The 14,045-nt window shown below is 57.2% G+C and carries 13 protein-coding genes and 2 tRNA genes; 13 read left to right on the top strand and 2 right to left on the bottom strand.

Translation table 11 applies throughout. From position 1 onward, the window contains the following. Positions 1-5 precede the first annotated feature (5 nt). From flhA to HMPREF1153_RS00165, 13 genes are all read left to right on the top strand, one after another. The gene (flhA, locus tag HMPREF1153_RS00225) at positions 6-2,078 is read left to right on the top strand and encodes a flagellar biosynthesis protein FlhA (RefSeq protein WP_009644973.1); all 2,073 of its coding nucleotides are present in this window, start codon (positions 6-8) and stop codon (positions 2,076-2,078) included. A 42-nt stretch (positions 2,079-2,120) separates the two neighbouring features. Next, on the top strand, positions 2,121-3,809 hold the full coding sequence (gene flhF / locus HMPREF1153_RS00220; RefSeq protein WP_232208137.1) for a flagellar biosynthesis protein FlhF: 1,689 nt from the start codon (positions 2,121-2,123) through the stop codon (positions 3,807-3,809). Positions 3,810-3,812: 3 nt separating this feature from the next. Beyond that, positions 3,813-4,742: a MinD/ParA family protein gene (locus tag HMPREF1153_RS00215; RefSeq protein ID WP_009644997.1), complete on the top strand. Its 930-nt coding sequence runs from the start codon at positions 3,813-3,815 to the stop codon at positions 4,740-4,742. A 17-nt stretch (positions 4,743-4,759) separates the two neighbouring features. Then, complete coding sequence (locus tag HMPREF1153_RS00210; protein ID WP_009644924.1) at positions 4,760-5,443, top strand: flagellar brake protein; 684 nt, start codon at positions 4,760-4,762, stop codon at positions 5,441-5,443. A gap of 197 nt (positions 5,444-5,640) precedes the next feature. Beyond that, positions 5,641-7,734, top strand: a complete 2,094-nt coding sequence (locus HMPREF1153_RS00205) for a chemotaxis protein CheA (RefSeq protein ID WP_009645025.1) — start codon at positions 5,641-5,643, stop codon at positions 7,732-7,734. A gap of 15 nt (positions 7,735-7,749) precedes the next feature. Continuing rightward, positions 7,750-8,211, top strand: coding sequence for a chemotaxis protein CheW (locus HMPREF1153_RS00200; protein WP_009644993.1), 462 nt, complete (start codon positions 7,750-7,752; stop codon positions 8,209-8,211). A gap of 81 nt (positions 8,212-8,292) precedes the next feature. Further along, complete coding sequence (locus HMPREF1153_RS00195) at positions 8,293-8,910, top strand: chemotaxis protein CheC (protein WP_006191336.1); 618 nt, start codon at positions 8,293-8,295, stop codon at positions 8,908-8,910. 1 nt (position 8,911) lies between these two features. Continuing rightward, a complete protein-coding gene (locus HMPREF1153_RS00190) occupies positions 8,912-9,397 on the top strand; it encodes a chemotaxis protein CheD (protein WP_009644990.1) in 486 nt (161 codons plus the stop codon). A gap of 13 nt (positions 9,398-9,410) precedes the next feature. After that, on the top strand, positions 9,411-9,797 hold the full coding sequence (locus HMPREF1153_RS00185) for a hypothetical protein (RefSeq protein WP_009644942.1): 387 nt from the start codon (positions 9,411-9,413) through the stop codon (positions 9,795-9,797). A 23-nt stretch (positions 9,798-9,820) separates the two neighbouring features. Then, on the top strand, positions 9,821-10,579 hold the full coding sequence (locus HMPREF1153_RS00180; RefSeq protein ID WP_009644937.1) for a FliA/WhiG family RNA polymerase sigma factor: 759 nt from the start codon (positions 9,821-9,823) through the stop codon (positions 10,577-10,579). A 24-nt stretch (positions 10,580-10,603) separates the two neighbouring features. Beyond that, positions 10,604-11,995: a DUF342 domain-containing protein gene (locus HMPREF1153_RS00175; RefSeq protein ID WP_009644994.1), complete on the top strand. Its 1,392-nt coding sequence runs from the start codon at positions 10,604-10,606 to the stop codon at positions 11,993-11,995. Positions 11,996-12,072: 77 nt separating this feature from the next. Continuing rightward, entirely contained in the window at positions 12,073-12,390 is a 318-nt protein-coding gene (locus HMPREF1153_RS00170) for a hypothetical protein (RefSeq protein WP_009644907.1), read from the top strand. A gap of 106 nt (positions 12,391-12,496) precedes the next feature. Further along, positions 12,497-13,546, top strand: a complete 1,050-nt coding sequence (locus tag HMPREF1153_RS00165; protein WP_009644992.1) for a hypothetical protein — start codon at positions 12,497-12,499, stop codon at positions 13,544-13,546. 147 nt (positions 13,547-13,693) lie between these two features. Here the strand turns inward: HMPREF1153_RS00165 and HMPREF1153_RS00160 are convergent. Both HMPREF1153_RS00160 and HMPREF1153_RS00155 read right to left on the bottom strand, forming a co-directional pair. After that, positions 13,694-13,770, bottom strand: a tRNA-Arg gene (locus HMPREF1153_RS00160). 2 nt (positions 13,771-13,772) lie between these two features. Beyond that, positions 13,773-13,849 (bottom strand) — tRNA-Pro (locus HMPREF1153_RS00155). Positions 13,850-14,045 lie beyond the last annotated feature (196 nt).

Below are 14,045 nucleotides of genomic sequence, written 5' to 3'. Positions count from 1 at the left end.
ACAGCATGGCGACAGAAAATCCGACGCTTTCCAATGGCTTCATAACGAAATACAGCGACATCTTCATAGCTGTGGCAATCGTCACGATCGTCGTCATGATGATCATCCCGTTGCCGACGGCTCTTCTTGATTTGTTGATCTGCGTGAATATCACGCTGGCGCTTGTCATCGTCATGGTGACGATCTACAATGTGGAGGCTCTTGATTTTTCGGTCTTTCCATCGCTGCTCCTTGTGACGACGCTCTTTCGGCTGGCGCTCAACATATCCGCTACGAGGCTGATCTTGTTGAACGGCTATGCGGGCGATGTCATCATGGCGTTCGGTAACTTCGTCGTCGGCGGTAACGCACTCGTCGGCTTCATCATCTTCGTAATCCTCATCATCATTCAGTTCATCGTCATCACGAAGGGCGCGGAGCGCGTCGCAGAGGTGTCGGCGCGCTTCACTCTCGATGCGATGCCGGGCAAGCAGATGGCGATTGACGCTGATCTGAACCAGGGCGCCATCACGGACGCCGAGGCGAGCAAGAGGCGCTTGAAGATTCAGCAGGAGGCTGATTTCTACGGCGCGATGGACGGCGCCTCGAAGTTCGTCAAGGGCGATGCCATCGCGGCCATCATCATCATCATCATCAACATCACGGGCGGTTTCGTCATCGGCATGCTGACGCGCAACATGACGGCGCTGCAGGCTCTGCAGAGTTACACGCTGCTGACGGTCGGCGAAGGTCTCGTCAGTCAGATTCCGGCGCTGATGATTTCGACGGCAACGGGTATACTCGTCACACGCTCGGCATCCTCGAAGGGCAACCTCGGACTCGACGTGGCGCTGCAGCTCTTCAACCGCAGCCGCATCTTCTACATCGTCAGCGGCGTGCTGCTGTTCCTCGCCATCGTTCCGGGCATGCCGGGAATCCCACTCGGGGCGCTTGCCGTCCTATGCTTCATCGCGGCTCGCCGCCTCAAGGGCTCGGAAAAGGTGGTTGAGGAAGTGCCCGAGCAGAAGAAGGCGGAGAAGGCTAAGGCGGACGCCACGAAGCCTGAGAACATCGTCAATCTGCTGCAGGTTGATCCGATGGAGCTTGAGATCGGCTACAGTCTCATACCGCTCGTCGACACGGGGCAGGGCGGCGATCTTTTGGAACGTATCGTCATGATCCGACGGCAGTGCGCGTTGGAACTCGGACTCGTCGTGCCGACGATTCGCATACGTGACAACATACAGATCAAGCCGAACAACTATATCATCAAGCTCAAGGGAATCGAAACAGCACGCGGCGAACTCATGCTCGATCACTACCTCGCGATGAACTCGGGTACGGTGTTCGAAGAAGTACCGGGCATCGAGACGACGGAGCCGGCCTTCGGTCTTCCCGCGCTGTGGATTGCTGAAGATCAGCGTGAGCAGGCAGAGCTCAACGGCTATACGGTCGTTGATGCCGTATCTGTGCTCGCGACGCATCTGACGGAAGTCATCAAGATGCATGCTGCGGAGATCCTCGGACGTCAAGAGACGCAGAACCTCCTCGACAACTTGAAAAAGACGAATCCGGCGCTTGTCGACGAGGTTGTGCCCGAGGTTCTCGTCGTTGGCGAGGTGCAGAAGGTTCTCGCAAACCTCCTGGCGGAACGCGTTTCCATACGCGACATGGAGACGATTCTCGAAGTACTCTCCGACTACGGGCGCGCGACAAAGGACACGGACATCCTCACCGAGTATGTGCGCCATGCACTCGCGCGGCAGATCTCGCAGCAGTATGTGCAGAACAACGTGCTGCCTTGCATCACGCTCGACCCGGGATTGGAGAACAAAATCGCCGGTGCAGTGCAGCGCACGGAGCACGGCTCTTACGTCAGCCTCGATCCCGATGCGATGCAGCGCCTCTTGGCGTCGCTCAATGCGGAATTGCCGAAGCTCACGAACATGGGCTACGAACCGATCGTGCTAACAAGCCCCGCCGTGCGCACCTACTTCCGACAGCTTGTCGAACGTTCCGTACAGGGGCTCGTCGTACTCTCGCATGCGGAAATTGAGCAGACGGTTGAACTTCAGATTCTTGGGACGGTGAGAATTTAATTGCGCATCAAGGTGTTTCAGGCCGCCACAATGAAGGATGCCATGGCTCAGGTGAAAGATGAGCTTGGCGACGACGCGGTGATTCTGCATACAAAAAAAATAAAGAAGGGCGGCATCCTTGGCTATGGTGCAAAAGAGATTTTCGAGGTGACGGCGGCTCTCGACGAGGTGACGCGGCGTCCCCCCAAGAAGCGGTCTGAGCGTTTGCCGACGCTTGCCGAACTGCAGGCTGAGGCAGCAGGCGGAGAAACGAAGCCGAAGAGCACGGTGCCGCTGCCGCAAGGTCATGCGGCTGCACTGACGCAAGCGGCGCCTGTTGCTCCCGCCCAGCAGGCGCCTGTCCCAGTTCCTGCAGGTTCGCCGGTCGCTCCTGTGCCGCCGCTTATGCAGTCACAGCAGCCGATGCAGCAGCCTCCGCCGATCGAGTCACAGCAGCCGATGCAGCAGCCTCGGCTTTCGCAGAGCGCGGCCAAAAGCTACCGAACGGCAGGCACGGAAGCTGCGGTTGCTGAGGCTGCGAGGCAGGCGCGTGCAGCATCGCCCGTCGCGCATGGTGATGCTTCGGCTGAGCCGTTCGTACCATCGTTTCCTTCGGGAAAGACGCCGGAAGCTCCCTTTCAACCGCTCGTGCCGTCTGCCGGGGAAGCCCCTCAAGAACCGCCCGTACGCAAGGCGCGGCGCAGGAAGCCTGCACAGCCAAAGCGAAGAAAAGTGCATGCAGCGGAGGCGAAAGAAACTGCAGGAGTAGAGGTGGAAAGAGATGCGTCATCTTCGCGCAGGGGGAAGCGTGAGGAGGACGAGGCAGCCGCATCTTCACAGGAAAAGCGGCGAGAAGACGAGTCGCCGTCTTCCAAGAGTGAGGAAGAGCGCCAGCGCGAAACCATCGAGGAATTGCAAAACGAGCTGGCTCAAATGAAGGCGATGCTCGTCCAGGTCGTCAGCAAGGAGAAGACGCCCGAGGACGAGATGTCCCTGCAGCAGGTGTTGAAGCAGCAAGAGGTCGAATCGGACATCATCGACGACGTCGTACTGCAGCTTCCCGCTGAAGCCATTCTGGCCGACAGGGATACGCCGCTTGCCTTAGAAGGGCTGAAGAAGTATCTCGCCGACAACGTGCAGATGGCGGATGGACTTGAACTCAAGAGCCGCAAGCGAAAGATCGCGGCTCTCTTGGGGCCGACGGGCGTCGGCAAGACGACGACGCTCGCGAAGATCGCCGCGCAGTGCGTCTTGGAAAAGGGCATCAGCACGGCGTTCATCACGGCGGATACGTATCGCATATCGGCGGTCGAGCAGCTCAAGACGTATGCCGATATCCTCGGACTTCCCATCGCCATCGTCTATACGCCTGATGAACTCAAGGAAGCCATACAGAAATTTCGTCAGAAGCAGTTGATTCTCATTGACACGGCGGGGCGCAGTCAACACAACCGTCGTCAGATGGCGGAACTCAAGGAATTTCTTGCCGTTAACCAGAATATTGAGAAGTATCTTGTCCTCAGTGCCACGACGAAGAATGAGGATGCGAAAGACATCATCGACAAGTTCTCCGTCTGCAAGCCAGACAAGGTAATCTTCACGAAGACGGATGAAACGAAGAGCCTCGGCATCATTCTGAACATCTTGCGCAGGAAGGAAATGCGGCTCTCCTATCTGACGAACGGACAGAGCGTTCCCGATGACATTGTACCGGCAGAGGCCGGAAAGCTTGCGGAACTTTTTTTGAGGTAGATTATGCAGGACCAGGCAGCGAGCCTTCGAAAGCTCGTAGAAAACAAAAAGGACTCTGCCGCTGCGGATTCCGGCACGGACGCTGCCCGGGAGGGGCCAGAGCCGAGTGCGGCGCGCCCTGTGCCAAAGGAGGGTGCACGTATCATTGCCGTCACGAGCGGCAAGGGCGGTGTTGGCAAGTCGAACCTGACCGTGAACCTTGCGCTCGCCTTTCTTGCCGAGGGAAAGAAGACGCTTGTCATCGATGCTGACCTCGGCATGGCGAATGTCGACGTCCTTTTGGGAACCTCTTCGAAATATAATCTTCTGCATCTGTTGGATGAGGATGTCGTGCTCGACGACGTGATCTTGAAGGGGCCTTATGGGCTTCGCTATATCTCGGGCGGCTCGGGCATGGAACAGGCGGGCGAGTTCACGCCCGCCGAGCGGGATTTGCTCGAAGAAAAACTCACGGGCTGCGGGGAATTAGCCGATGTCATCCTCATCGATACAGGTGCAGGCATCGGCAGAAACGTCCTCGATTTTATCTTGGCGGCGGATGAGGTGATCCTTGTGACGACGCCCGAGCCGACGGCCATGACCGACGCTTATGCCGTCATGAAGGCGTACAGCATGTATGCGGCGAAGCCGAACATGCGCCTCGTCGTCAATCGTGTCTACGACGAGGCAGAAGGTCTCGAAGTGGCGGAAAAGCTCAGGAAGACGGCGGAGCGTTTCCTGCACATGGAAATCCAATCCCTCGGGGCGATTTACGAGGATCGCACGATGATCCAGGCGGTGCGTCAGCAGAAGCCGATCCTTGAGGCGTATCCAGACGCGCTTGCGGCAAAGTGCATCAAGGCGATTGCGCGAGCAATGCTCTATGGGGAAAAGGTCTTTATCAAAAAAGGTTGGAAATCATTTCTGCAATATTTCCTTGATTTTACACGATGATGGGGAGGTGCCTTGCCATGGCAGGCGATTTGATGAATGCGGCAACGGTGTTGAAAATTGGGCAGAGGGTTGAGTTTTACCTGGAAGATGACGATATAAGATATACGAGCCGCATAGAAGATATCACTGCGGACCGATTGATCGTCGCCATGCCCGTGGACGAAAGGCGCCGCCCCATCATACCGGCGGCGGGTGAGCAGCTCTATGGCCTCGCTGTGGGCGAGGCATGTCGCTACCGATTTTTTTCCGTATTCAAGGGGAAGGCGCGCGATCCGATTCCTGTCTGGATGATCACGAAGCCGGAAGTCGTCGAGCGCCATCAGAACCGCAGCTTTGTGCGTGCAATGGTGCGCCTGCCGATTCAGGTGCGGATCATCGATACGGAGGGGCGCGAGAGCGAGCTTATGAAGCTTTACACTACGGACGTCAGTGGCGGCGGTGTTTCCTTCATTGTGCCGCGTCACGTCAAGGTCAACAGCCGTGCGTCCATCGTGTTTACGAACTTCCCCAATATCGGCACGCTGTCCGTCATGGCTCGCATCGTACGTTCCCTACCGCTTGAGCCGAGCGATCGCGGCTGGCAGCTAGGGGCGCACTTTCTGGAGCTTGATCGGGGAACAATGAATAAAATTGTTCACTTCGTTTTCAGTGAACTGCGCCGCCAACTCACCTTGCACCCTGACAGTCCCGCTCGGGAATAAAAGCAGGATTTTTAGCGGTGACGGCGAAGAATATTAAAGAATGATGCAAGTGATTCGCGATTCGCGTTCTGCCTGGCTGGTACCAGGGCTCTTGGCGAAGGTTGCGGAGCAAACTGACAGGCTGCTGTGCCTCTTGCGCAGATACTGCAATGAGCAAGACGCCCGGAGGCGGCAGAAAACAAACAGGGGGATTTGAAATGGAAACAAATCAGTACATGGACATGTTTTTGGACGAGTCGCGCGAACATCTGCAGTCCTTGAACGATGGTCTGCTGAGCCTCGAAAATGACCCGAATGAGGTGTCCGTCGTCAACGAGATCTTTCGTAACGCGCATACGCTGAAAGGCATGTCGGCGACGATGGGGTTCAACAAGATCGCCGAACTTACGCACGAGATGGAAGACGTCCTCGACCTCATCCGCAACAACCAGCTCAAGGTGACGGAGGACATCATCGAGACGATCTTCAAGTGCCTTGACTCCCTGCAGGAGATGATCGAGAACGTCGGCAACGGCGACCCCGAGGATCTCGTCGACGTTTCTGATCTCGTGAAGAAGCTCTCGTCCATTTCCAAGGGCGAGCCGCAGCCGGAGGCGCAAGCGGCGCCGGCCGCAGCGGATGCGCCGGCGGCTGAGGCAGCGCCCGCCTCCTCGCTCGATTATACCGAGGATGACAAGGATGCGATGCGCGCGGCGAAGCAGGGCGGCATGGCTGTCTTTCACATACACATCCGTCTCGCCGATACATGCCTTTTGAAGGCAGCGCGCACCTACATGGTCATGAACGCCCTCGACGAGATCGGCGACGTCATCAAGTCGGTTCCGCCGGCGGAAGATCTGGAGGCGGAAAAGTTCGATCATGATTTCGATCTCGTTCTCGTAACGACATCCGATACGCAGGCGGTTTCCGATGCGCTTGCACCCGTTTCTGAATTGGAAGAGGTGAAGATCGAGGAAGTCGACCCCGACAATCTCGCAGCGCCTGCGCCTGCTCCGGCAGCAGCGACAGAGCCGGCGCAGGCCGCCGCTCCCGCTCCTGCAGCGGCGTCTCCTGCGGCGAAGCCCGCGGCAAAGCCTGCGGCGAAACCGGCAGCAAAGCCCGCGGCAAAGCACGCGCCCGCGGAGAAGAAGCATCATGCGAGCCAGTCCGTGCGCGTTGACATTGAGAAGCTCGACAACCTCATGAACCTCGTTGGCGAGCTCGTCATCAACAAGGTGCGCCTTGAGCAGATCGGCACGACGAACCGCATGCCGGAACTGACGGAGACGTTGGAGCAGATGGATCGCGTGACGACGGACTTGCAGAACGTCGTCATGAAGGTGCGCATGGTTCCCGTCAGCCAGGTGTTCAACCGCTTCCCGCGCATGGTGCGCGATATCGCCAAGGAGCTCAACAAGGACATCAACCTCACGGTCGAGGGCGAGGAGACTGAACTCGATCGCACGGTCATCGACGAGATCGGCGATCCATTGATGCACCTTCTGAGAAATTCGCTCGATCATGGTGTCGAGCATCCTGACGACCGTGAGAAAAAGGGCAAGCCGCGCACGGGCGAGGTCGGACTCATCGCGCGTCACGAGGGAAATAACGTCGTCATTATGGTCACGGACGACGGTGCGGGCATCGACGCCGAAAAGATTCGCGCAAAAGCTGTGGAGAAGGGTCTCTACACGCAGGAGGAAGCTGACGCACTTTCCGATACGGATGCTGTGCGCATCATCTTTGCGCCAGGATTCTCCACGGCCGATCACATCACGGACATTTCGGGCCGCGGCGTGGGCATGGACGTCGTGCGCAGCAAGATTGAGTCGTTGGGCGGTCACGTCGATGTTGAGACGAAGATTGATGAAGGCTCGGTATTCAAAATCAAATTGCCGCTGACGCTCGCCATCATCCAGGCTCTCCTCGTCAAGGTGCAGGAGGAGATGTATGCGATTCCTCTCGGCTCGATCGACAGCACGATCAACATTCATCCGGACGACATCAAGACGGTGCAGAATCAGGCGGTCATCGTACTGCGCGGGCAGATCATCCCGATCATCAACCTCAGCACGGCGCTCCAGGTGCCGCGCACGACGGACGAGGACAACGACGACATCTTCGTTGTCGTCGTCTATGTCGGCGAGCGTAAGGCGGGTATCGTCGTAGACAACCTTATCGGTCAGCAGGAAATCGTCATCAAGACGCTCGGAAAACTCCTTTCCGGACTCAAGCTCTTCTCCGGAGCCACCGTGCTCGGAGATGGCCGTGTCGCCTTGATTTTGGATGTCGGTACGGTCGTGCAGCAGTAAGGGGGAGGATTAGACATGGCTAAGGAAAAGAAGACAATCATGGAAGACGTTCAGGTGGCCGCGTTCAAGCTCTTGAAGGAAGAGTACGGCGTCAACATCCTGAACGTGCAGGAAATCAAGGTTTTGACGGACATCACGCGCGTGCCCTTCGCCCCCGACTACATCAAGGGCGTCATCAATCTGCGCGGCAGCGTCCTTCCCGTCATCGACCTCAAGCGCCGCATCGGTCTTGAGGACGCTCCCTACACGGATGCGACGCGCATCATCATCATGAAGATCGGCGAGTTCTCCATTGGCATGATCGTCGACGCTGTGACGGAAGTGCTGACGATCTCCGGACGTGACATCAATCCGGCGAAGGACGTCAGCGACAGCACGAGCAACCGCTTTGTCAGCAGCATCGGCAACATTGATGCACGACTGATCATCATGCTGAATCTCGATGAGATCGTTGACCTGCCGGAAGATATGAAATAAGAAGTTGCTTCCTTCTCCTGCCCGGCAGGACGGGAGATGGATATTTCTATCGGATCATGCCAGTATGCTAGAGGTGCAGTTATGACGGAAGATATTATCGATCTCTCCCCGGTACAGCTTGATGTGTTGCGGGAGATAGGAAATGTCGGTGCGGGGAACTCTGCGACGGCCTTGTCGCAGCTCATCAACCGCCGCATTGATATGAATGTGCCGAAGGTTTCGGTCGTCCCTCTCGACGAGGTTCCCGACCTCGTCGGCGGGCCGGAGACGATCGTCGTCGGTGTTTTTCTGCGCGTCTATGGCAAGGCGCCGAGCAACATTCTGTTCCTCATGCCGAAGGACAGCGCTTTCTACCTTGTCGATGCCCTCATGGGCAAGGAGTCGGGAGAGACGACGCATCTCGACATGATGGCAGAGTCCGCCTTGATGGAAATCGGCAACATCTTGGCAGGAGCTTACCTCAATGCGCTCTACAGCTTCACGAACCTCTCGCTCATTCCGTCGATTCCGGCGCTCGCTATGGATATGGCAGGCGCCATCTTGAACGTCGTGCTCGTACAGCTCGGCCAGATGGGCGATCACGCCATGGTCATCGAGACGGAGTTCCTTGCCGAAGATGATGAGTTGCGCGGGCACTTCTTCCTTGTACCGGATCCAGGCTCCATGGAAATGATTCTTTCTGCAGTGGGGGTTGGATGACATGGCTGATATGTTACGCGTAGGAATCGCGGATTACAAGGTCGGTAAGGCTCCGCAGCAGATCATCAGCTACGGTCTTGGCTCCTGCATCGGCATATCCCTCTACGATCCGCAGACGAAGGTCGGCGGCCTCGTGCACATCATGCTGCCGGACAGCACGCAGGCGAGAGCGCACGAGAATCATGCGAAGTTTGCTGATACGGGCGTGCCTTTGTTGCTCGGCGAGGTCTTGAAACTCGGTGCGGCGAAGAACCGTCTCGTCGCGAAGATCGCGGGAGGCGCACAGATGTTCTCGTTCGCCAATGCGTCCGACGTCATGCGCGTGGGTCTGAGAAATGCGGAGGCTGCAAAGAAGGCGCTCGCCAAGGAAGGCATACGCATCGTTGCCGAGGATACGGGCGGCACGTACGGCCGCACGGTACAAGTCGATTTGGCAACGGGAGATTACAAGGTCAAGACGATCGATCGCGGGGAAAAGATTATTTAACGGGGGATGGACTTTGTTTAAGATTGGAACAGCACTCGTCACGGGCGTCCTCGCTGCCTTCCTCACCGTTCTGACGGCCGTTTCGGCAGGTGCACGGTTTTCTACTGCAGCGGGGAGAAGCCTTGCGGTGTTTCTCGTCGTCACCGCGCTCATCTTTCTCGTTGCCTTTTTTTTAGAAAAGCAGTTCCCTGCCCTTTTTGCGCAAGCGCAGTCGGAGGAAATTCCAACGAGGAAAGAGGGAAAAGCGACGCAGACGGCGAATGATAAAGAGGAGTCGGAAGGCTCGGAAAATGCCGGAGAAGATGGGGAAGCAGCAGACGCGCAAGCGGACGGTCAAGAGCAGGATGCGGATTTTGAGGTCATGGAAGAGCCCGCCGCTGCGGTTCCCCGCGGAGAATGACTAGACGAGGAGGCGGCTGATTGATGAAAAAGGCAGAGACCCCCTCCGCAGAAATTCAAGATCTTTGGGCGCTTTACCGGGAAACGCGCGCACCGGAAGTTCGTGACAAGATTGTCGAAAAGTACTTGCCGCTCGTCAATATCATTGCGGGACGTGTCGTCGTCGGCCTGCCCGCACATGTTGATCGGGACGATCTCGTTTCGAGCGGCTTTTTTGGTTTGCTTGACGCAATCGAGCGATACGACGTCGAGCGCGGCAACAAATTTGAAACGTATGGCGGCGTGCGCATTCGCGGCGCCATGCTTGACTATTTGCGTACGATGGATTGGATTCCCGTATCGAAAAGGCAGAAGATTCGGCGCTATGAGCAGGCGGTGACGACATTGGAAGGCCGCCTGGGGCGCTCGGCGACGGACGACGAACTTGCCGCGGAACTCAAGATATCGAAGAAGGAGCTGCACGATCTCGTTTCGCAGACGAATATCGCGACGGTCATTCCGCTTGAAGAGTATGTCCGCACGGAATCCCCGTCCTCACAGACGATCGATCCCGAAGAAAATGCCGAGAAAAACGAATTGCGTGACACCTTGGCGGAAGCAATCGACCAGCTTCCGGAGAAGGAGCGCACGGTCGTTTCTCTCTATTATTATGAGGAACTTACCTTAAAGGAAATCAGCCTCATCCTGCATCTTTCGGAGGCGCGGATTTCTCAGCTCCATACGAAGGCTGTCTTTCGGCTTCGGGGCTTTTTGGCGAGATGGAAAAAAAGCCTCATGGAGTGAGGCAAGAAGGAGGCAAAAAAGGGCATGAGCGAACAGGAAAGGGTTGACGGAGAGCGTCCAGTCTACAGCAAGATCAATATCCATGTCAGTTCGGACAAGATGGTGGCTACGGTCGGGTTTGACCACACGGATTCCAACGCATATCCGACGGCGGAGATGATCAAGAAGGCGCTCCAGGACAAGGGTGTCGTATTCGGCCTCGACGAGGCGGCGATCGAGCAGGGCGCGAAGGATGGCCAGGATTTCGAAGCGGCGCTTGGCAAGGAGCCTCAGCATGGCGAGGATGCCTATCTGAAGAAGAACTACGACCTCGGGGTCAAGGGATGCCCCAAGACCGACGAATATGATCGTGCGGACTACAAGAATATGAACCTCTTCGTGCTCGTGAAGCAGGGCGAGCTTCTCGCTGAACGCGTTCTGCAGACGGACGGAGAGCCGGGCATGAACGTGCTCGGTGGCAAGGTCAACCAAAAGAAGGGGAGGCCGCTCGTATTCAAGGCGGGGAAAAACGCTTCGATTCGCGATGAGAATTTCCTCTATGCCGATATCGACGGTCAAATTGTTGATACGGGAAAAGTCATCGGCGTCGACCCTCGCCTCGTCATCAAGGAGGATGTGGGTGTCGGCACGGGCAACATCGACTTCACGGGGGCGGTCGCTGTCCAGGGAAGCGTGCAGGCGGGATTCGTCGTCAAGGCTACGGGCGACATCGAGGTCGGCGGCATCGTTTCGGGCGCCGAGGTCGAGGGAAATAATATCCTCGTCAAGGGCGGTATCCAGGGCATGAATCGCGGCTTCGTCAAGGCGAAGGGGACGCTCATGGCATTTTTTGCAGAAAATGCAGAGATCGAAGCGGGACATAATGTCACGATTGCCGACGTCGTACTGAATTCACAGGTGCGCGCAGGCAAAAAGGTCACAGTGCTCGGCAGGCGCGGGCAGATCATGGGAGGATCGACGTTCGCCGGGGAAGAAATCGAGGCGACGCAGATCGGCAATCCCGCGAATGTCGCGACGAAACTTGAAGTCGGCGTCAATCCGATGGTGCAGCGTCAGTACAAGGCAGTGTGCCAGGAGTACGGCGATACGAAGAAAAAGCTCGATGAGATCAAGAAGACGCTCGCGACGCTCGGCAAGGTTGATATCAGCAAACTGCCGCCCGAGAGGCAGGAAATGGTCGCACAGTTGGGGAAGGTGCGCTTCCAAGTAGAGGGCCAGTTGGAGAGTCTTCTGGAAGAGATGGACGGACTTGAGGAGAAAATTCAGAGCATGAAGCGCGGCCGTATTCGTGCTGCCGATACGATATATCCAGGCGTGAAGCTCAAGATCAACAACGTCATCAAGAATGTTCATTCGGAGGAGAAACGCTGCACGTTGAGCGTGGAAGGCGATCAGATCCGCACGGGCGCTTATTGATACGAGCGACGTTCTTGCAGATCGTGTCCCCTTGACTGCGCTTGGAAAGGATGGTGGGATGCATGGATGTAACCCCGATGAGTTTGCAAGCAATCGTGCCGCGCACTTCCGAAGCGACGCAGGTACAGCATAACATGAATCAGCAGTCGGCTGTGCAGCAGGATTTTCAGGCCGTGCGTGACAAGCAGGAAACGGCGTTGAAACAGACGCAGGTCAGGAAGAAGGATCAGGCAGAAGAAGAACGCATCAAGGACGATCCCGATCGACGCAAAAAGCAGGGGCGCGGCCGGCGAGGCTCTGGCGGCGACAGGCATGCCGAGCAGGAGGAGGAAGCGCCAACAGAGAGGTTCGCCGTCGATGTGTTCCGCGGACGCAATATCGATATATCTACGTAGGTAATGAAACGGGGCTGTCATAAGTCGTAGTCGACTCATATGACAGCCCCATTTTGAGGGGAAAGCTGAAGTCAGCGATTCCTGGAGATAAGGGGAGCTGCGAGAAGTGATCACGGAAATTCTGGGCGCATTGATTGTCTTGGGGGCGGTGCTCGTCCTCATCATGCGACGCCTTTTAAGCAAGGGAAAGGCCAAGGAGAAGGAGTCGGTCGAAGTTTCTGCGAGCCGTCTGCGCTATGAGATCGAGCGCTCAGGTGACGCCGTCATCGGCAGGATGCAGATCCATGTCGAACGATTGGAGCGTATTTTGGCGGAGGCGAACGCGCAGAAGGCGGCTTTGGATGAGCGCCTCGCTGCCCTCGCGCAGTGGGAGAAGGTCTACGGCGCACGGCTCGGTGCTTTACCGCAGCAGATGGAGTTCGCGTCTTCTGCGCCCCGCACGGCGACACAGGCGCCCCCGACTGCTTCTCCCGTCACTGCGGCGCCCGCTGTTTCCTCCCCTTCTGCCGTCGAAGTTGCCGCACCGTCCGCTGCAGCCATTGCGCCTGCTGTGGCTTCCACCGCCGGTGCGGGAGAGACGGCTTCGAGCTTTCAGGCAGCCTTGATGAAGCAGATGGCCGGAAGCCCGATTGGCGGTGCGGTGGATTTGCAGCTGCCGCCTGAGGAAATGGGGACGGACACGGCGGCGAACATCGCGCATGGCGCTCAGGCGGCGCAGGAGAATATGCGCCGGGAGATTCCCGTCCAAGAGGATACCGCATCCCGTGCGTTGTCGGCGGCGCAAATGCCCGATGAGACGCAGGACGATGAAACGCAGGACGATGAGGCGTATGAGTACGAGGAGGACGAGTCGGAGGAAGAAGACGAAGGGGCAGTGATGGAAGAAGAGGCGGACGAATACGAAGAGGACGAACCGGTGGACGAGGAAGAGACGCCGGAGTTTTCGCACGAGGATTTGACCGCTGTGCGGGAAGAGGACGAGGCGGACGATGTGAAAAGCCCGTCGCCGGATGCGCCTCCGAGCCGTCAGCAAGAGCAGATCCGTGCCTTTCTGCGCCAAGGAATGAGCGCGGAGGAAATTTCTCAACGACTGGGCCTCGGACTCGGCGCCATCGAACTCGTTCGCCACATGGAAAAGCGTGCGCACGAAGAGTAAACTACACGCACAAACGTCCACCTTGTGGACATTGTGCGCCGCCCTTAATGAAAGTTACCCAATCAGTCTGCGCCCTTCGGGCTTGACTTCTTGGACTTTCATAGTAAACAAAAGGGCTTGGCAAAATGCCAAGCCCTGCAATGTTCATGGTGCGACAGGAGGGATTCGAACCCCCGACCCACGGCTTAGAAGGCCGTTGCTCTATCCGACTGAGCTACTGACGCGATGGTCGGAGCAGCAGGATTTGAACCTGCGACCCCCTGGTCCCAAGCCAGGTGCTCTACCAAACTGAGCCATGCCCCGAAAATGCCGATGTATCGCATCGCGCAATAAAGAAATTATAAAGGACACCGTGAGCTTTGTCAAGGATTTGTCGGAGAACGGCGATTCGACAGGGAATTCTTGAGAGAATTATGATGGAAGAAAGGAGGCAGATCTATGGCACATACAGGTTACAAGCTCCACGAGGAGGTCAAGACGGCGGGCGCCGCTTTGCGGC

Origin of the sequence: Selenomonas sp. CM52, from assembly GCF_000292955.1 — a bacterium.
GTDB lineage: Bacteria > Bacillota > Negativicutes > Selenomonadales > Selenomonadaceae > Selenomonas.
This window is presented reverse-complemented; position numbering and strand designations above follow the sequence as displayed.

Coding starts and splice junctions, on each gene's coding strand:
- HMPREF1153_RS00190 (WP_009644990.1), top strand. CDS start 8,912: ATGGCTGATATGTTACGCGTAGGAATCGCGGATTACAAGGTCGGTAAG.
- HMPREF1153_RS00205 (WP_009645025.1), top strand. CDS start 5,641: ATGGAAACAAATCAGTACATGGACATGTTTTTGGACGAGTCGCGCGAA.
- HMPREF1153_RS00170 (WP_009644907.1), top strand. CDS start 12,073: ATGAGTTTGCAAGCAATCGTGCCGCGCACTTCCGAAGCGACGCAGGTA.
- HMPREF1153_RS00180 (WP_009644937.1), top strand. CDS start 9,821: ATGAAAAAGGCAGAGACCCCCTCCGCAGAAATTCAAGATCTTTGGGCG.
- HMPREF1153_RS00215 (WP_009644997.1), top strand. CDS start 3,813: ATGCAGGACCAGGCAGCGAGCCTTCGAAAGCTCGTAGAAAACAAAAAG.
- HMPREF1153_RS00210 (WP_009644924.1), top strand. CDS start 4,760: ATGGCAGGCGATTTGATGAATGCGGCAACGGTGTTGAAAATTGGGCAG.
- HMPREF1153_RS00195 (WP_006191336.1), top strand. CDS start 8,293: ATGACGGAAGATATTATCGATCTCTCCCCGGTACAGCTTGATGTGTTG.
- HMPREF1153_RS00175 (WP_009644994.1), top strand. CDS start 10,604: ATGAGCGAACAGGAAAGGGTTGACGGAGAGCGTCCAGTCTACAGCAAG.
- flhA (WP_009644973.1), top strand. CDS start 6: ATGGCGACAGAAAATCCGACGCTTTCCAATGGCTTCATAACGAAATAC.
- HMPREF1153_RS00200 (WP_009644993.1), top strand. CDS start 7,750: ATGGCTAAGGAAAAGAAGACAATCATGGAAGACGTTCAGGTGGCCGCG.
- flhF (WP_232208137.1), top strand. CDS start 2,121: ATGGCTCAGGTGAAAGATGAGCTTGGCGACGACGCGGTGATTCTGCAT.